19 protein-coding genes are annotated in these 16,557 nt (G+C 57.1%); 5 read left to right on the top strand and 14 right to left on the bottom strand.

Translation table 11 applies throughout. From position 1 onward, the window contains the following. The first annotated feature begins 38 nt into the window (after positions 1-38). Positions 39-1,379, top strand: a complete 1,341-nt coding sequence (locus tag HJA_RS12900; protein ID WP_051597670.1) for a FliI/YscN family ATPase — start codon at positions 39-41, stop codon at positions 1,377-1,379. Here the strand turns inward: HJA_RS12900 and HJA_RS12905 are convergent. The 6 genes from HJA_RS12905 to HJA_RS12930 all read right to left on the bottom strand — a co-directional run bounded on the left by HJA_RS12905 (position 1,363) and on the right by HJA_RS12930 (position 5,184). Further along, positions 1,363-2,073: a DUF1217 domain-containing protein gene (locus HJA_RS12905; RefSeq protein WP_241764357.1), complete on the bottom strand. Its 711-nt coding sequence runs from the start codon at positions 2,071-2,073 to the stop codon at positions 1,363-1,365. The genes HJA_RS12900 and HJA_RS12905 overlap by 17 nt on opposite strands. 125 nt (positions 2,074-2,198) lie before the next feature. Next, on the bottom strand, positions 2,199-2,633 hold the full coding sequence (locus tag HJA_RS12910) for a flagellar biosynthesis repressor FlbT (RefSeq protein ID WP_035582955.1): 435 nt from the start codon (positions 2,631-2,633) through the stop codon (positions 2,199-2,201). Further along, a complete protein-coding gene (flaF, locus tag HJA_RS18120; protein WP_051597671.1) occupies positions 2,633-3,022 on the bottom strand; it encodes a flagellar biosynthesis regulator FlaF in 390 nt (129 codons plus the stop codon). Before flaF ends, HJA_RS12910 begins: the two co-directional genes overlap by 1 nt. 69 nt (positions 3,023-3,091) lie before the next feature. After that, positions 3,092-4,339, bottom strand: coding sequence for a flagellin (locus HJA_RS12920; RefSeq protein WP_035582957.1), 1,248 nt, complete (start codon positions 4,337-4,339; stop codon positions 3,092-3,094). A gap of 147 nt (positions 4,340-4,486) precedes the next feature. Beyond that, entirely contained in the window at positions 4,487-4,867 is a 381-nt protein-coding gene (locus HJA_RS12925; protein WP_035582959.1) for a hypothetical protein, read from the bottom strand. Then, complete coding sequence (locus HJA_RS12930) at positions 4,864-5,184, bottom strand: hypothetical protein (protein ID WP_155839985.1); 321 nt, start codon at positions 5,182-5,184, stop codon at positions 4,864-4,866. The genes HJA_RS12925 and HJA_RS12930 overlap by 4 nt, the downstream gene beginning before the upstream one ends. Positions 5,185-5,304: 120 nt before the next feature. On the opposite strand from HJA_RS12930, the gene HJA_RS12935 reads away from it, so the two are divergent. Both HJA_RS12935 and HJA_RS12940 read left to right on the top strand, forming a co-directional pair. Then, positions 5,305-6,723, top strand: coding sequence for a flagellar hook-length control protein FliK (locus HJA_RS12935; protein ID WP_035582963.1), 1,419 nt, complete (start codon positions 5,305-5,307; stop codon positions 6,721-6,723). Between the two features lie 11 nt (positions 6,724-6,734). After that, complete coding sequence (locus HJA_RS12940; protein WP_051597672.1) at positions 6,735-7,364, top strand: flagellar hook assembly protein FlgD; 630 nt, start codon at positions 6,735-6,737, stop codon at positions 7,362-7,364. A gap of 29 nt (positions 7,365-7,393) precedes the next feature. Here the strand turns inward: HJA_RS12940 and HJA_RS12945 are convergent, their stop codons facing one another. The 8 genes from HJA_RS12945 to HJA_RS12980 are packed head-to-tail and all read right to left on the bottom strand — an operon-like array spanning position 7,394 to position 14,193. Continuing rightward, positions 7,394-7,963, bottom strand: coding sequence for a flagellar basal body-associated FliL family protein (locus HJA_RS12945; RefSeq protein ID WP_035582967.1), 570 nt, complete (start codon positions 7,961-7,963; stop codon positions 7,394-7,396). Positions 7,964-7,978: 15 nt separating this feature from the next. Continuing rightward, positions 7,979-8,686, bottom strand: coding sequence for a flagellar basal body L-ring protein FlgH (locus HJA_RS12950; RefSeq protein ID WP_241764358.1), 708 nt, complete (start codon positions 8,684-8,686; stop codon positions 7,979-7,981). Next, positions 8,683-9,087 carry a flagellar basal body P-ring formation chaperone FlgA gene (gene flgA / locus HJA_RS12955; RefSeq protein ID WP_035582971.1) on the bottom strand — a complete coding sequence of 135 codons (405 nt, stop codon included), beginning with the start codon at positions 9,085-9,087 and terminating at the stop codon, positions 8,683-8,685. The genes HJA_RS12950 and flgA overlap by 4 nt, the downstream gene beginning before the upstream one ends. A 2-nt stretch (positions 9,088-9,089) precedes the next feature. Next, complete coding sequence (flgG, locus tag HJA_RS12960) at positions 9,090-9,875, bottom strand: flagellar basal-body rod protein FlgG (RefSeq protein WP_035582974.1); 786 nt, start codon at positions 9,873-9,875, stop codon at positions 9,090-9,092. A gap of 35 nt (positions 9,876-9,910) precedes the next feature. Next, positions 9,911-10,648: a flagellar hook-basal body complex protein gene (locus tag HJA_RS12965; RefSeq protein WP_035582976.1), complete on the bottom strand. Its 738-nt coding sequence runs from the start codon at positions 10,646-10,648 to the stop codon at positions 9,911-9,913. Next, the gene (locus HJA_RS12970) at positions 10,648-12,396 is read right to left on the bottom strand and encodes a hypothetical protein (protein WP_035582978.1); all 1,749 of its coding nucleotides are present in this window, start codon (positions 12,394-12,396) and stop codon (positions 10,648-10,650) included. The genes HJA_RS12965 and HJA_RS12970 overlap by 1 nt, the downstream gene beginning before the upstream one ends. Beyond that, the gene (motA, locus tag HJA_RS12975) at positions 12,393-13,259 is read right to left on the bottom strand and encodes a flagellar motor stator protein MotA (protein ID WP_155839987.1); all 867 of its coding nucleotides are present in this window, start codon (positions 13,257-13,259) and stop codon (positions 12,393-12,395) included. The genes HJA_RS12970 and motA overlap by 4 nt, the downstream gene beginning before the upstream one ends. A 40-nt stretch (positions 13,260-13,299) precedes the next feature. Then, complete coding sequence (locus HJA_RS12980) at positions 13,300-14,193, bottom strand: FliM/FliN family flagellar motor switch protein (RefSeq protein ID WP_162177060.1); 894 nt, start codon at positions 14,191-14,193, stop codon at positions 13,300-13,302. A gap of 163 nt (positions 14,194-14,356) precedes the next feature. Between HJA_RS12980 and HJA_RS12985 the strand changes: the two genes are divergently transcribed. Beyond that, on the top strand, positions 14,357-15,169 hold the full coding sequence (locus HJA_RS12985; RefSeq protein ID WP_051597673.1) for a flagellar motor protein MotB: 813 nt from the start codon (positions 14,357-14,359) through the stop codon (positions 15,167-15,169). A gap of 82 nt (positions 15,170-15,251) precedes the next feature. Further along, positions 15,252-16,556 (top strand): flagellar hook protein FlgE, encoded by a 1,305-nt coding sequence (locus HJA_RS12990; RefSeq protein ID WP_035582985.1) that lies wholly within the window; start codon positions 15,252-15,254, stop codon positions 16,554-16,556. The last annotated feature ends 1 nt before the right edge of the window (position 16,557 follow it).

Consider the following 16,557-nt stretch of genomic DNA (forward strand, 5'->3'; position numbering starts at 1 on the left):
CCCGTTTTGTTAGGAATTATGTTGGCCACGCCAGACCTATGACCAACGCATCACCTTCCTTCACGCTTTACAGTATCTGGGGCACAGTCACCGAAGTCGCCCCCGGGATGATACGGATCGCCGGCATCAGCGAACTGGCTGGCGTGGGCAATGAAATCATCATCCAGAAGCAAGGAACCAGCATTCTCGGCGAAATCCTGTCGATTGCCGGGGACAGCGTCACAGCCTTGCTCTATTCCCCTTGCGACGCCATCCGGATTGGCGATGCGGTCCAGATACAACAGGAACCCCGGATCGAACCCGGCGACCACTGGCTGGGACAAATCATCAATTACCGCGGAGACGTCACGGGCACTTCCGCTCAGATTGCGCCTCTGCGGGCAACCAATCGCCGCCTGCACGCAGCCCCCCTGCCCGCACACGCCCGGCGCGGCATTGGCAACCGGCTGGCAACAGGCTGGATGGTCACCGATACGATGCTACCGGTCTGCCAGGGGCAAAGACTTGGCCTGTTTGCCGGTTCCGGGGTCGGAAAATCGACCTTCCTGGGATCACTTGCCGCTGGGCTGGAAGCTGACCGGGTCGTCATCGCGCTGATTGGCGAGCGCTCGCGGGAAGTGAACGAGTTTGTGCGCAATGTCCTGCCGCAATCCATCATGTCCAAGACGGTTGTGGTCGCTGCGACGGCCAGCGAGCCGCCTGGCGCCAAGAAGCGCGCGGCTTACTGCGCCATCACTGCCGCCGAACACTTTCGGGACGAAGGGCACAATGTCCTCTTCCTGTTCGACTCGATTACCCGTTTTGCGGAAGCGCACCGGGAAACGGCCCTTATGGCCGGAGAGACTCCGGCTCTGAACGCTTTCCCTCCTTCAACCGTCCGGGTTATCTCCGAACTGGCCGAACGTGCCGGGCCAGGCCTTGACGATAAAGGCGACATCACGGCGATTTATTCCGTACTCGTCGCCGGGTCTGACATGGAAGAGCCGGTGGCTGACATGATCCGAGGCATCCTCGACGGACATATCATTCTCTCGCGCCAAATCGCCGAACGCCAGCGCTATCCTGCAATAGATGTTCTCCGGTCGGTCTCCCGCGCCCTGCCCCATGCAGCAACGGATCAAGAAAATGCCCTTATCCGCCGTTGCCGCCGGACACTCGCGCTGTACGAAGAACTCGAACCCATGCTGAGGGCCAACCTCTACGAGTTTGGCAAGGACGCCGAAGGCGACAATGCAATCGCTCTTTTCCCGGCACTCGACAAATTCATGGGAACGAAAAACCAGAATGGGATCGAGAGCGCATTCCAGATGCTGAATACCATCCTGGGGCCGGACGCCTCGTCGGCACAGCCGGAGTCACCGCCTACTTCAGAAGGCTGATGAACAGGTTCTGGCTGGCCTGGCTACCCACCCCGTTGCCGAGCAAAGTCAGGGCTGCAGATGCCGAAGAGTAAGACGTCGATCCGTTTTCAATCGTCTCCATCGCCAGGTACCGGTGAATGAGCTTTTCAGTTACGTCCGGTTCTGCAAGTTCGGACAGATCGTTGATCCCAAGGACAGACGTGATCTTTTCCTTGAAGATGTCCGCCTGCCGATCGAGATCGAGACTGCTGATCCCCTGCGGCAGACTGAAGGCTGTCTCAAAAACGGTCCGGACCGGTACGTCTCCGAGAATCCTGTAAAGAATCGTCTTGTCCGACGCATCATTGCCGGTCATCTCAGGAATTTCGGCCTGAAAATTCAGCGCGAGCCGCATGGAGTCGTCGACCTCCCCTACGGCTGTCCGGAACGACTGGGCTTCAAAATTGACGGCAATCTTTGCCAATTCACCTGACGACATGATGATGCTGCCATCAATGGGTGCCAGGGCTTCGGCGAATTTCGTGTATTTGGTGTTGTTGAGGCGCGCGAGGAACGTGCTCTCCGGATCTCCCACCTCTTCAAGCGCTTTGCGGATAAAGCCACCCTTCCACTCTTCACCTCCCAGGCCGAACGCTGTCATCGTGACTCGCAAGAGACGCCGGTCACTCATGAACTCATCGACGGTCAGGCGGTGAGACAATTTCTCCAGCATATAGTCCCGGTCATTCCGGACCTGAGGAGAATCGCTGAAGGAATCGAGTTGGCGGGAATAAGTGTCCTGGAGAAATCTCCATCCACCTATTCCGGGCAGAGGGATCGCCGGCTGAAACATGGACGTCAGGCGACCCGCGCCTGGTGAACTGGCTCGCTGCGACCGCCCGGCAAGGCCAGAAGCTCCGCTTCGATCGGCATGATCTGGCGCAAATGGCACATTGCTGAATAGTAGTTGCCCCGGCCAATCATGGAACGGAGCACAGGGATGAGTTCCGCATCGATGTGACTGAACACATCTTCCAGGCGCTCGCATTCAGCATCAATTGCCGGCACGGTATCGTCTTCTTTCAGGTCGCCCGTCACCAGGAGCTGGATAGCGTAGTAAACCTGTTTGAGCGGTGTGTTGACTTCGCTCGGATGCATCGCATCCCGGCAGCGCAGGACACGGGCGTCCCCCTCGACAACACGGATACGGGCGGGCTTGTCACCATTTTCCAGCGTAGCCCCATTGATGATGAAGCGCTCACCCGGCGCCACTTTAAACACGAGACCAGACATCAGGCACCCTCCCCGGTCGCCTCCTGGGCAGCAACGCCCGCAAGGCCTTTCATGATGGATTGGTTGACTTCGATCAGATCGGCGATGTCACCTTCGCCGCCCATGATCTTCATGCTGGTCTGCCGGACAAACTCGGCGAGATACAAAAGGCTCCGCTTCATCTCATCTGGCAGGCTATTGCCAGGGTGAAGCAGGTCGATCGCGATAGTTGTCCACAATTGTTGATTTCGGTGAATTGCTTCAGCCCAATCAGTTGGCTGTACATCTTCACTTCCGGAAACCTGTTCAAGCGCATCCGTAATCTGCCGGAAAAGCGCAAATTCAATTTCCTTCTCTCCCGCAGTGCGTTGCTTGACCTCCCCATAAGCTTTGAAAGCCAGTGATTGCAATGCACCCTCCCCGGGACAGTAGGAATGATAGCCCGGGAACCGCCATTGGCCCCCGGGCTATCGGTCATATTAGCGGAACAGCGACAGCAGAGTCTGCGGCGCCTGGTTAGCAATTGACAGAGACTGGACGCCCAGCTGCTGCTGGACCTGAAGGGCCTGCAGTTTAGCCGAAGCAGCTTCCATGTCGGCGTCTACCAGACCACCGATACCGGAGGTCATGGAGTCGATCAGGGAGCTGACGAAATCCGTCTGGTTTTCGATACGGGTCTGCGAAGAACCGAAGCCGGCAGCAGCGTCGATCGACGTCTGCAGCAGGGATTCGATCGAGGTCAGAGCAGCCGTTGCACCTGCATCCGTCGTAACGTCGATGCTGGCAACGTTACCGAGACCGCCAGCCGTAGCAGCAGCCGTACCACCCGTTGCCGAAGCAGCCGTGATCGACAGGTTGGCGCCCGAATTGTTCGTAATGGAGATCACGTCGTCGGTGCGGGAAACCGTGTAGTTCGTCTCGCCAGTTGCAGAGAAGAACGTGCTGATCTGGTTGGCAAGGTTTGCAGCAACAGAGTTCAGGCTGTCATCCGTGCCGGCGACATACTCGAACGTGCGCTGGCCGAGGCTGTTGGTCGTAGCCGAGTCATCGAGAACGATGCGGTAGGAGTTGCCATCTGCGACAGCAGCGATGGTGATGTCCTGCGTTGCGCTATCGGCAAGCGTATCAGCCGTACCAGCGTTCGTACCACCGTTGTTGATGATGGTCAGGTCGGTCACAGCGGAGCCGCCGAAGGTGGCGCCAGACGCCGTGTTGCTGATCGACAGGTCATGACGTGCAACGTCGATGAAGGCTGCCGTGACCGTGCCGGAAGAGCTGCGGTCGAGCGACGACAGGATCTGCATATCGGCGGAAGAAGAACCATCAACCAGGTTCAGGCCGTTGAACTGAGCAGCGCCGACAACCGAAGCGATGTTTTCGCGGATCTCACCGATTTCGGTCTGGATCTTGGTGCGGTCAACGTTCGCGCCCTGAGCCGTAACAATCAGTTCTTTCATGTCCTGAAGAAGCTCGGTGACTTTTTCAGAAGCAACGCGGGCCACACCGACCGTGGAAGAACCGAGGTTCAGCGAGTCGGAGATCTGCTTGAAGCTTTCAACGTCGGTCGACATGACCGTCGAGATCGCCCAGATTGCCGCGTTGTCTTTGGCGCTGGAAACAGACTTGCCCGTCGAAATTTCGTTCTGGACCGATGCAAGGTCTTTGTTGATGTTGCGAAGCGTGTCGAGCGCGACCATTGCGCTGTTATTAGTCAGAATACTGGACATTATATACCCATCCCTTAAGGACCGAGGCCAGCGAACCTTGTCGCGGCCTGATTAAATTACGTGTCGTCCTGACTGCGGAAAAGACCGCCAACCCCTCCAGGTTTCCAGAACGTGTTACAATCGGGGAGTGTACAAGCAGTTAACCAGTCAGGCCTTTTTCAGGAAATGACCAGTAACTTCCGTAAACGCGACCTTCCCACCTGTTTGGGTATAAGAGCCGACATAAGCATTCGCATGCTGAGACCCGACACGCTCAATCGCACGCCGCAAGCCGTTCTGGATCGCTTCGAAGTGAACAGCATTCTCTTTCGCCATCATGACAACTTCGGCCATGTCCGCCCGATAGACATGCGGCACTGAGCCAAGGTCGAACGAACCAAAAGCGGTCTCCAGCGAATTCATTGCTGAGAGTTTTGCTTCTGTAAGCGCCAGCGTTTCGCGTGCGCGGCCAGCAAGCAGATACTCTCTCTCAAGGGTCAGCGTTTCTTTCAGGCCCTCAATTTCAGACTGGATGCTGGCCTGGCTCATGCGACGTCATCCTGTTGTGTTGATTGGCGCGCCGCAACAGAGCGGTCTACGGCCTCTCCAAGTCCCATCGGATGACTTTCCGCAAGATCTGCAGCGATGGACTCAACGACATAGCGTGAAAAGGTCTCGGCTGCCTGGCCACCGTCCTGGGCGAATGCCTTGTCGAGGCCCGCATAGGAGAGCATTTCCGTCCAGAGCATCTGTTCAAATCGCTTACCGATGTCTGAGGCCTGTGCCCCTTCCCCACCAATTGCAGGCCGGTTTGAAAGCTCCGCAGCTGTGGGCATCACAGTCCGAGCTGAGATAGGCTGGGTCATCTGATCCTCCGGGTTCGGATCGGGAAAATTTATTCGCCGGACTGACCGGCGCGTTAACGCTGTTTTCATGTCCTTTCGTTGTAACTTGGTTAATATTGGGACAGGGAATCGTAACCGATCATGACATTTCTGATTGAATCGGAACCGGCGTTTTCGTCAGCAGGCACGAAACCAGGGCGCACAGCCAACAAGGCTGGGACGAGTGATGCCGGTGCAGATTTCTCCCGCACGCTGAAGCAGGAAAGCGGCGCCGACTCTTCCGAAGAAGTGTCCCGGGCATCAGCGGAAAGAAACAATGTCAGCGAAGCGTATGGCCTCATGCTTCCGGCTGAGGAGTCAGGAACTGCTGCCGCAAACGAGCTTGACGATTATCCTGCCGAGACAACAGACGTAGCAGACCTCGGCTTCTTACCGGAAGAAGCTGATATGGATGCGGCCCCCGGAACAACCACTTCGCACAACGGCCACGAGGCGAAGCTCGAAGACACAACTCAGGCCGAAACAGAGCAAGAGACACCGTCAGACTCATGCCTTGTGACCGTCGCGATTCAGCCCCCAGAAGACAGCGCACCGCCGAATACGGAGTCTACTTCCGCCTCCTCACCGGCTGACCCAGCCGCAGAACTCCGGACCGACACAAAAGGGCACGAGGCTCAACAAGCCCCCCCACCTGCCGGTGCTGACAAGCAAGCTGAAATGGCGCCCGCGATTGGCACAAGCCAGACGGCACAAACCTCTTTCAAAGACGGAACGGACGCCCGATCGCTTCTGCAGCGTCCTCCCGAGGCAAATGCGCCGGCCCCTGCGCCAGCAGATCAGACGAGCCCCCCTGTGACGGCGACCTCGCCGCAAGCGGAAGATCTGGCAGGCGTATCAGTAAACTCGCCGGATAGCGTGACAGAGAAGCGGCCCTCAATCGCCAGCCTTTTCGTCGACTCGGCTGAAGGGAAAGCCGATACCAGCGCGCCCGGCAATTCAACTCAGACCACCCACGCTCCGGAGACAGGCCAGCAATCGACGCCGCCTGCTTTCGGCGCCCTCCCCTCTTCCCAGGCGCCGGCACAAACCAGCCAGCCCCAGATTCAGATGGCGCCAACCCAGGCAATCATTACCGCCAGCCCGGCTGAGACGGTCCGGATCATCACCGATGCCGTTGCATCGCCCGATGATACGCCTGACCGGGTCACAGTTCAGCTGGATCCCCCGGAACTCGGCCGTGTGTCAATTGACTTTAAATTCGACGCAAACGGTCTTCAGCACATCACAGTCACCGGAGATTCTCCGGAAGCGCTGAAACAGCTACGTCTCATGCACTTCGAGCTGACTCAGGCTTTGGAACGAAATGGTCTATCCAGCCAGAACATGACATTCCAGCAGCAACAATCCGGCCAGCAACATGCGCACACACCTATGCCAGGGCGCATGTTTGGAGACCGTGGCACAGGCTCGGACGTACCGCCCCTGACCACGCCAAACCTCACTGCAGACGCGCTTCGCCCGGCCCGCACGGCGAGCGGCGGTCTTGATATCAGACTTTAAGGATCAGCCACATGTCCGACGTATCTGGCGCCACAACACAAACCATCGGCAGCGAGTTCAATGCATTCATCAAACTGCTGACCGCTCAGATCAGAAACCAGGACCCGTTGTCACCGATGGACTCCACGCAGTTCGTTGACCAACTGGCGACGTTTTCGACCCTGGAACAACAAGTTGCGTCGAATACGCATCTGGAAGGCATAGCCAGTATGATCGGCGGATTGCATTCCAGCATTCTTGCGGGCCAATGGCTGGGGGAGACGGTCGCTATCGATACGTCGTGGGCCCCCTATTCAGGCGAAGGCGTGGACCTTGTGGTCGATATTCCGGAATCCACGGACGAAACCATCCTGAAAGTCCGGGATGCAGACGGAAACGAGATCTGGTCGAAAACTCTGGATCCTGAAGCAGGCACCTACACCTGGAATGGTGAAACCTCCACCGGAGACCAGATGGCGGAAGACGGCGTCTACCAACTGGAAATTCAGATGTACAAGGATGGTGAGCTACAGCGCACAACGTCTCCTCGCCTCATCGGAACAGTCACCGGTGTCACGGTAGATGAAAGCGGGACATTGCTGCTGGAAACGTCACTCGACCTGACCACCGAAATGGCAAACGTCGAAAAGTACAATCGCTAGGTTTTATGAACGGCTATTTGCCCAGCCGATTAAAGATCCTGCTGTGCAATGTCGACAATAAGGACATTCTGAATTCCTGTTGGCACCGCCTTTTGCAGGTTCATCAGAACCATGGCGCGGATGGTCTCATAGCTTTCAACATCAGTGATGTTCTCAAAAGTCCGGTCATCATTGCTGAGTTCAATCAGCGTTGTCATGATGTTGTCCCGGATCTTGGGCTCCATGGAAAACAGCTTCTGGGAAATGCTCGAGTCTGCTTCCAGGTTGATATTCAGAATGACGAGGCTCTCAACCTTCCGGTCATGCATGACCGGGACGATAAACTCACGCGTGAACTTGAAGTAGACGACCCCTCCGGCCGCAGTATCGCTGCCATGGCCACCGCCTCCATGACCGGAAGTCTCCTTTTTTGCGCCGTGAGACTCTTTCTTCTCACTGCCATGGCTATCCGCTGCCCCGTGTCCCCCATCAGACTTTGAGGATGCCTCATGGGCGCTCGGACTGGCCGCTGCCGACAGACCCGTCTTAACAAAATGTCCGGTAATGCCGCCGATCAGAATGCATACGACCGCGACCACTGCAGAGATGACATGCTTCATGCCGGTCTCCCACCCCTAGAATGGCAGCACCTTGTCCAGAAGCTTCGGCACCGCTTTGCGCCCGTTGGGACCGGTTGTGTCACCCTGATTGACGTAGGAAAGCTGGGCATCGGCGATCTTGTCATATGTTACAGTGTTGGTCCGGGTAATGTCCTGGGCGCGAATGACGCCCGAGACGCTCAGATAGCGGATCTCGTTACTGACCCGTGTCTGCTGATACCCCTGAATGATTAAGTTCCCGTTGGGCTCAACCCCGACCACGCGCGCGGCAAGTGTAAACGTGACCTTTTCAGCCCGGTTCACTGCGCCATTGCCCGCCATATTCGAATTGCGCTTGAAGTCGATTGCTGGCGACACGCTGGCCGATCCCGGCAGCGCATTGTTCAGGACGTCCGGAAGACCCAGTAACGCATCGATGCTCATGTCTTCACTGGACCCGTGGCTGCGTGAAAGAGAACTCTTCAGGCTCGCCTGATCATCCATTTCCACAACGACGGTCAGGAGATCTCCGACAGCCTTCGCCCGGCGCATGCTAAGCAGCGCATTCGGCGAGGTTGCCCACAGGGACGGGTTTGGTTCGCTGACCGCATCCATATCAACCCCTGCCCCAGCCCACGGCCCGGCATAGAGTGGAACAGGCTCGGGTTTGGGGTCTGAAAGCGGAGACCCGGCACAAGCCGTTGCGGCAGTTGCAATCAGCGCGGTTGAAAGAAAGTTTCTCATTGTGCCAATACCCATCCGCTTTCCTGAACGATGCCCTGCACCATTTGCTTCGACTGTTGATTAAGCACCGTCACCGGATCATTTACCCCCGCATCTCCGAGAGCACGGCCAGACGCCGTGATTTCCAGGCCGCCCTTGATATATTTTACCGAGACAACCTGATTGCGCCGGACGATGACAGGGGCCCGCGTGTTTTCGAACGTTATGGGCTTTCCCGCATAAACTGTGCGAAGGACTTCACGACCGACGAGAGGATCACCGGAGGCGCTTTCTCCCTCTTCAGTCATCGCATTGTAAGCCGTAACGGGATCTCCAGCTCGGATAACTTCCGAAGCGACCAGGGATGATGAACCGGCAAACGCCGCCATCACACCAAACCCGAAGGCAAACACCGACATCATTATCACTTCACCCTTGTCGTCGCCGCGAGCATTTCGTCCGAAGCGGTGATGACCTTGGAGTTGAGCTCATATCCGCGTTGAGCTTCGATCAGTTCAGAGATTTCCTTCACGACATCAACACCAGACCCTTCCAGGAAACCCTGACGGATATAACCTGCGCCCTCAGTGCCGGGCACCAGCTGGGTCGGTGTTCCAGAGGCCTCTGTTTCGCGGAACAGGTTGTCCCCCATTGCCTCAAGGCCTTTTTCATTCACGAAACGGACAAGCTGGATATTTCCGATGGCCTGCCCTTCTGTCACGCCGTCAAAATAGGCAACCACTTCGCCGTCACGGCTGATCGATATGCTCTGAGCATCATCCGGAATGATCACACCATCGGCGAGTGGGAAGCCATCCATGGTGACAATTTCACCTGCCTGACCGCGATTGAACTTTCCATCCCGGGTATAGGCAGACTCGCCGGATGGCAGCGTGATTTCAAAATAGCCTGATCCGTCGATTGCCAGGTCCAGTTCCGCATCGGTCGGGTTCAGGGCGCCTTGCGTCAATTCCATAGAGACCGTTGACGGACGAACGCCCGTACCGATCTGTATACCGGCTGGCACCAGTGTGCCGACCTGTGACGTCGATGTTCCGGGGGTCAGGTATTGTTGGTAGACCAGATCCGAAAACTCTGCAGTCCGCGGCCGGTAAGCCGCCGTGCTCATATTCGCGATATTGTTGGAGATGACGTCGACCCGCATCTGTTGTGCGGCCATCCCTGTCGCGGCGATTTGTAGAGATTTCACGTCCTGCTCCTTCTCTTACCGGCTGTTTGCCTGTCTTATCCGTTGCGTACTGCGCTGATGATCTTGCTGATGCGCTGATCTTCGCGTTCAAAAAGGGCTTGTCCGGCCTCATAGGCGCGCTGCACTTCAATCATGCGCGCGACCTCCAGCACTGGAGAAACATTCGACTGCTCAAGCGCGCCCTGAACGATTTCATTGTTCTCTGCCGGCCTGTGGCCATCGGGTGCGGAAAAATAGGAATTGGAATCGCGGACTAAAGTCGCTTCCTGATCGACAGTCACAATGCCCACCTGCCCGACTTCCTGGGGTGGGAGGCCATCGCCTGCGCTGATCGTGATCGTGCCATCCGAAGCAATGCGAACCTGACTGGCATTCGGGGGGATATTGATCGGCGCGCCCCCCGCATTGAGGACCGGGCTGCCATTCATGTCCACCAGTTGGCCATCAGCGGACAGCTGGAAATGACCGGCGCGGGTCAGGCGCTGCCCTTGCTCTGTATTGACCAGGAAAAACCCGTCGCCCTGGATCGCCAGGTCCAGTTCCCCGCCGGTGATTTTCAGCGCCCCCTGCTCCATGGCAAAGCTGTGCCCAGCCAATCCGCCCATCGACAGGGAAGAGGATTGAGATCCGGTTGCGACAAGAAACTCGCCAAAGAGCGCGCGGTCGGATTTATACCCGGTCGTGCTGGAGTTGGCGATGTTATTCGCCACCACCTGCATTTCCTGCATCAGGCCCTGTTGACGGCCAAGCATAGCGTAAATAGCGCTCGACATCAGTGCGCTCCTCCGGTGACCTGTTCTGAAGGCTGTCCAAGGACGGACGAAACCTGTCCCATGGCGAGCTTCGACTTTCTGGGCTTAGCCAACTCCCGGGCTGAGGAGCGCATCGCAAACACCCGGTCCGCTCGCTGTCTCAGGAGGGGGTCTTCCAGGGCTGCCGCCGCCGCATAGATTTCATCCGAGACAATCCACCGATTTGTCGCGGCATCCAGTTCGATCAGTGACAAGACAGCTTCCGGGTCCATCTCCATCCGGTCTTCATAAATACGAAGACCAACCAGGTTGCCCTGCCGGATCGCACTTTGCGCGGCGAGGAGGTTGAGTGGTGCATTTTCCGGATAAGCCTGAGCCCAATTGGTGACCGCATCATAGTCCCCCGCGCGGAACTCCAACCGTGCGAGCTCTGCGATCACGGCATCATCCGTTTCGTCCTGCTTCATCAACACACGCGTCATGGATACGAGACCGAACCGAACCGACAAGGATGCCCCGGACCGGTAAAGCTTTGTCCGCTCTGGAGCCGATGCCAAAATCCCCGGGTCCGAGACGAGTGCATTTAGCGCGGCAAGGTTCCGAAGCCGGTTATCGCTGGTCAAATCCCGTTCCAACCCTTTGATGAACTGGCGCCGGATTTCTTTTTGCGCTGGCTCATTCTGAAGTGCCGGCATGCCAGCGAGCTCCATTATCGGCTGATAGTTGGAGCTGCCACTCAGTTCCTGCAACGCATACTGAAGGCTAGCGGCCAGCGCCCGGTCATCTCCTGTCTGGCCGAACTTCTTCATCAGTTCGCCCATCAGGATTTCTTCCTGCACGCTGTTCAGCGGTTTGCCATGCCGCATAAGGACGGCAAGCGCCTGCTCCTGGAATTGCGGTTCACTGAGAAATCTCCGCAAGTTCTTTTCCGCGTCGGGCCGTTGCTCCCCAAGGTCGATAATGGACTTCGCGAACTGCAATTGTGTTGTGTCAGAAATCTGGGCGGGTGTGAAATCCGCGAGGAGTTTCACAGGCAGAATACGTTCACCGCGCCTGTCCAGCTCCGGCACAACCATGGCGGTCAGATCGGCGCGCAAGCGAAACGGCAACTTGCGGAAGGCATTGATGCTCTCACCGAAGACGTCCACGCCCGCATCACGATCGCTTGCCAGCAGTGCAGCGCCATACCAGATTCCCGCTTCTTCCCGGCACTCAGCGAGCTTTTGGAAGTAATCCACATCCACAGCGGTCCGGTTTTCCATCAGGCGGCTGACCTTCAGGTACGCGGTCGCCACAGGTCCGGGCGTAGATTTCAAAACCATACCAGCTTCGGAGTAGAGTCCGAGCGCGAGGTAGGCTTTGGCGAGCTCAACCCCAGCAAGTTCCTCACCTTGCCCGGGCTGCTGGCGGGCCTTCTCCTGAAAGGTGTAGATTTGCTGATAACGGTCAAACGCTTCGAATTCACCAAAGTCGAGGGGGTTTTGGCCATCGCAGTCCACCTCGACAGGAAACGGCGCTGCCTGGCGCGGCCTTACGCCGGCAGGCAGACCAGGACGATCGGCAACCATTTCTTCCGGCGCGGCATCTACGTCCCCGGCCGGGGTCAGCAATCCCTCATCGATAGCATCGCGAACAAACTGATCCAGCTCATTCGCCAGCTGGACCGGCTTACCTTCTTCTACTTTGGACTCAGCTGTTGCGCCTTCCTGCGCCAGCGAAGCCGGCGCAAGGAGACAGCCAAGAAGCAGAAGGAGGGCAAATCGCGTCATGCCGCTTTTTTCAGCTCCCGAATTGCCTGTTCCACATCATCGAAACTCGGACGCACCCGGGCCGGGGCATGGCGGCGGGCAACCTCGACCGAAATATTCACCGGGTTGTGGTGCAGATTCGACACAAGAAGACCGCCAATGGTGGCATAGAAGAAATGCTCTTCAGTCCGATTGTGCTTCACCTTGTTTGCAAACGGCCCCACGATACCGTAGGCGAGAAACACGCCAAGAAATGTTCCGACGAGAGCGCCGCCGATCATCCCACCCAGAATTTCCGGTGGCTTATCGATTGCGGCCATCGTTTTGATGACCCCCAGAACGGCGGCGACAATGCCAAGGGCCGGCAAGGCATCAGCCATATTCTGCAAGGCATGCGCGCCGTGCAGGCTGTCTTCCTGCAAGCCTTCCAGCTGCGCTTCGAGGAGTTCCTCAACCTGATGAACATTGTCGAAGTTCATGATCATTGAACGGATCGTATCGCAGATCATTTCGACCGCCGCATGGTCCTTAAGGATCTTCGGATACTTGGCAAAAATGTCAGACTCGTTCGGCGCTTCAATATGTGGTTCGATGTCGACCGGGTTTTGCTTGAGCACATTCAGCAGCTCATGCATCAGGCAAAGCAGATCCTGATAGTCCTGCTTTTTCCATTTCGGTCCCTTGAACACGGAGACGATGTCACCGACCGTATGCTTGATCGTCGTCAGGTCGTTGGCCGCCAGAAAGGCGCCGATCGCCGCACCACCGATCATCATGCCCTCAAACGGGAGCGCATGCGTGATGATTTCCATTTTGCCGCCAGCCAACAGATAACCGCCAAAAACCATGGCAACTGTCACCAGCATCCCAATAATTGCGTTCACTTCTCAACTCCCCTCTAGCAATCTCCACACGGAGCGATTGCTAAGAATCCACGATTTCCTGCGCAAAATTTTCCGAAATTGGTGTTGTCAGCTTCAGCGCTCGCTGCCGCTTCCAGACCCCCAGTTCGCCCGAACCTATATCGACGCACCCATTCAACGTATCCGCTGACAAGGACAACTTGCCTGCGTCCGCTCCGGACAGCGGCAGCACAGTGCCGACTTCAAGCTTGGCGCACTCACCGATTGTCAGGGACAATCGGTCCAGAACGGCATCCAGGGTGGTCGTGGACGCCAGCACGCTGTCGCTGAGCGATTTACGGCTGTGATGACGGGCCTGGGCTTTATTATCGGCCGCGTCGCGCAAGCTTGATGCGATAAATTTCTGCAAATAATCAAAGGCAAATACGAACCAGACCCGGGTGACATCTTCATTCAGCTGCAGCTTGTATTCAATGAGCAGATAGCGGTTTGCCGCGCTGAAACTGCCAGCCGCCCCTGCCGAGTCGGCCGTCGAAGCTACCCCCTGCTCTATCCTGAACAGGCCCGCCGAGACGGATTGGGCCAGATCGAGGCCAGCCTGTTCGGCCAGCAACTTGAGAAACAGGGGCGAAGCATCAGCAAGGCTGTCGACGTCCTGGTCCATGCGGACCGCAGCATTACGGACAGCGCCGGCAGAATCCAACGCAAGGCCAGCAAGCCCTGGCGACAGATTGGCAGAGAAAAAGAATCCGGCTTCCTGGTCCAGCGTCTGCCGCGCTTCAACGCCACTGACAGTACGCCGGCTGGCGAGCGTAATATCCGGCTGAATTCCATAAGTGTCTGCCGCCCACTCACGGGTACAGGTCTGCAACTTCAGCCAGAATGACTGCAGCCGCAGCATGCTGGGTGGAATACCTGCCCCAGCTTCTATCTTTTTCCGCAGAACTGCAGACACAGTTTGCCACCTATTAAAAAAACGTACCGTCCCGTTAACCAGTGATGGTCGGTGACCGGTTGAAAAACCATTAACGAGGCGGGGCAAGTTAACCATCGCCTCCGCAGCGTTCCTTCACAGCTGTCTGTTAGAGAATGCCCACTGCCTCAAATGGTTAGGGTTAATGGGTACTAAGCAACAACCAGTCGTCCACACGACAATCATCAAGCGGAAGAAGGTCGTTAAAGCCGACGGACACCATGGTGGTGCCTGGAAGGTTGCCTATGCCGACTTCGTGACCGCGATGATGGCGTTCTTCCTTCTGATGTGGCTCCTCAACGCCACGACAGAGGAACAGCGCAAGGGTATTGCAGACTATTTCAACCCGACCATTCCGATCAGCCGCATCTCTGGCGGCGGCTCCGATGGGCTGAATGGTTCATCCATTTTCACCGAAGAAACCTACGCGAAGATGGGCACAGGCGCATCGCGCTCGAAATCCATCGACTCGCACGGGTCAAAGGACAAAACAGACGAGCGTGCGATCACTGCGCAACTGGAAGATCTCAAAAAAGGTCTCACCGAAGACGGACACCAGATTTCGGAACACATGCTGATCAAGATGTCCCCGGAAGGAATCGTGGTGGAAATCACGGACTCTGCGCAGACTCCCCTCTTCCCGGTCGGGTCGAGTTACCCTTCCGAACTTCTGGCCGACCTGATGAGTCAGGTCGCAGGCTCGTTCGGCAGCTTTGAAAACCAGGTTAAGATCGTCGGACATACAGATAACCGCACCTACCGGAACGCCGCAGTCTACGATAACTGGAACCTGTCGGCAGATCGCGCCAACACAGCACGCCGCCTGCTGGTTCGTTCCGGTATGCCGGCTGATCGGATCCGCGAAGTGTCAGGCAAGGCGGACTCCGAACCCCTGATCCCGGACGATCCGTCCGCACCTCAGAACAGGCGAATCTCGATTACCATCCTGACCCAATAAATTTACGGGGTTAAGCGGAGTTATCTCGTCATTAACCAAGGAGAATTACTCATGGTTGCGTCACTTTGCAGGAGCAACCGACATGAGCATTTCTTCGTCCCTGAACGCAGGGGTGATGGGGTTGAATGTAAACTCCGCCCGCCTCTCCACGATTTCCGATAACATCGCCAATTCGTCGACCTACGGATACAAACGCAGTCAGGTCGATTTTTCGAGCATGGTTCTCCAGCAACGCAGCTCCGCCTATGCGGCAGGCGGTGTGCGGGTGAGTTCTTTCAAGGATATTTCGGCAACGGGCTCGCTGACAGGAACAGGTAACGCGACGGATATTGCTGTCGGAGGCCGCGGCCTGATCCCGGTTACGAATGAAGGTGGCGTCGGCGCAGTTCCGTCGGAACGCTCGCTCATGCTCCTGCCCACCGGCTCATTCCATACTGACCAGAACGGTTATCTCCGTACTCAGAGCGGTATGTTTTTGCTGGGCTGGCCAGCAGACTCCTCAGGTGACATCGGCAATGTTAGTCGCAACAGCGGCCTGAACCTTGAGCCAGTGAACATCGCGACATCCCAGTTCACCGCCTCCCCAACGACGAGTATGGAACTCGGCATCAACCTGCCAGCAGACGCCACGAATGCCGGTGGGTCGGGCGAGCCCTATTCGCTGCCGATTGAGTACTTTGACAATCTCGGCCGTGCCCAGACGCTGACGATGGAATTTACGCCGTCTGTTCCCGGCAGCGGTTCCTCAAATGAATGGGACGTTCAGTTCTTCGACAGTGCTGGCAATCCGGCGACTTCGATCGGCAGCCTGAACCTCGTGTTTGACGATACCGCAGCAAATGGTGGCCGGATTGACACGGCAACAGCTGGCGGCGGCGTCAGCTATAATCCTGCCACCGGCAAACTTTCCATGACACTCGAACACGGTCCGGTCGATATTTTCATCGGCCGCCCTGACGACAGCGCAGGGATCACGCAGCTGGCTGGCCCCTACTCTCCGACGGCAGTAACCAAAGACGGCGCGCCGCTCGGCGACCTTGCATCGGTCGAAATCGATGAAAACGGCTATCTGCAGGCCGTCTACGACACAGGCCTGCGTCGTACACTTTATCAGATCCCGGTTGGTGACGTTCCGAACATGAACGGTCTCACCGCGCTCGACGGTCAGGCATTCTCTGTCTCCTCCTCTTCCGGCAGCCTCTATCTCTGGGACGCCGGCACAGGCCCGGTTGGAACTGTATCAGGTTACTCTCTGATGGAGTCGACGACGGATATTGCCGCAGAACTGACAGACCTCATCGAAACGCAGCGGGCCTATTCTTCGAACGCGAAGATCGTCCAGACGGTCGATGAGATGCTGCAGGAAACCACCAACCTTAAGCGCTGAT

The organism is Hyphomonas jannaschiana VP2, assembly GCF_000685215.1.
In the GTDB taxonomy this organism is placed as follows: Bacteria; Pseudomonadota; Alphaproteobacteria; order Caulobacterales; family Hyphomonadaceae; genus Hyphomonas; species Hyphomonas jannaschiana.

Excerpts from the sequence above, each read along its gene's own strand:
- HJA_RS12940 (WP_051597672.1), top strand. The coding sequence starts at position 6,735 with ATGTCCGACGTATCTGGCGCCACAACACAAACCATCGGCAGCGAGTTC.
- HJA_RS12925 (WP_035582959.1), bottom strand. The coding sequence starts at position 4,867 with ATGAGCCAGGCCAGCATCCAGTCTGAAATTGAGGGCCTGAAAGAAACG.
- HJA_RS12985 (WP_051597673.1), top strand. The coding sequence starts at position 14,357 with ATGGGTACTAAGCAACAACCAGTCGTCCACACGACAATCATCAAGCGG.
- HJA_RS12910 (WP_035582955.1), bottom strand. The coding sequence starts at position 2,633 with ATGTCTGGTCTCGTGTTTAAAGTGGCGCCGGGTGAGCGCTTCATCATC.
- HJA_RS12950 (WP_241764358.1), bottom strand. The coding sequence starts at position 8,686 with ATGAGAAACTTTCTTTCAACCGCGCTGATTGCAACTGCCGCAACGGCT.
- HJA_RS12935 (WP_035582963.1), top strand. The coding sequence starts at position 5,305 with ATGACATTTCTGATTGAATCGGAACCGGCGTTTTCGTCAGCAGGCACG.
- HJA_RS12920 (WP_035582957.1), bottom strand. The coding sequence starts at position 4,339 with ATGTCCAGTATTCTGACTAATAACAGCGCAATGGTCGCGCTCGACACG.
- HJA_RS12905 (WP_241764357.1), bottom strand. The coding sequence starts at position 2,073 with ATGCTGGAGAAATTGTCTCACCGCCTGACCGTCGATGAGTTCATGAGT.
- flgA (WP_035582971.1), bottom strand. The coding sequence starts at position 9,087 with ATGATGTCGGTGTTTGCCTTCGGGTTTGGTGTGATGGCGGCGTTTGCC.
- HJA_RS12990 (WP_035582985.1), top strand. The coding sequence starts at position 15,252 with ATGAGCATTTCTTCGTCCCTGAACGCAGGGGTGATGGGGTTGAATGTA.
- HJA_RS12970 (WP_035582978.1), bottom strand. The coding sequence starts at position 12,396 with ATGACGCGATTTGCCCTCCTTCTGCTTCTTGGCTGTCTCCTTGCGCCG.
- HJA_RS12945 (WP_035582967.1), bottom strand. The coding sequence starts at position 7,963 with ATGAAGCATGTCATCTCTGCAGTGGTCGCGGTCGTATGCATTCTGATC.
- HJA_RS12930 (WP_155839985.1), bottom strand. The coding sequence starts at position 5,184 with ATGACCCAGCCTATCTCAGCTCGGACTGTGATGCCCACAGCTGCGGAG.
- HJA_RS12965 (WP_035582976.1), bottom strand. The coding sequence starts at position 10,648 with ATGTCGAGCGCTATTTACGCTATGCTTGGCCGTCAACAGGGCCTGATG.
- HJA_RS12900 (WP_051597670.1), top strand. The coding sequence starts at position 39 with ATGACCAACGCATCACCTTCCTTCACGCTTTACAGTATCTGGGGCACA.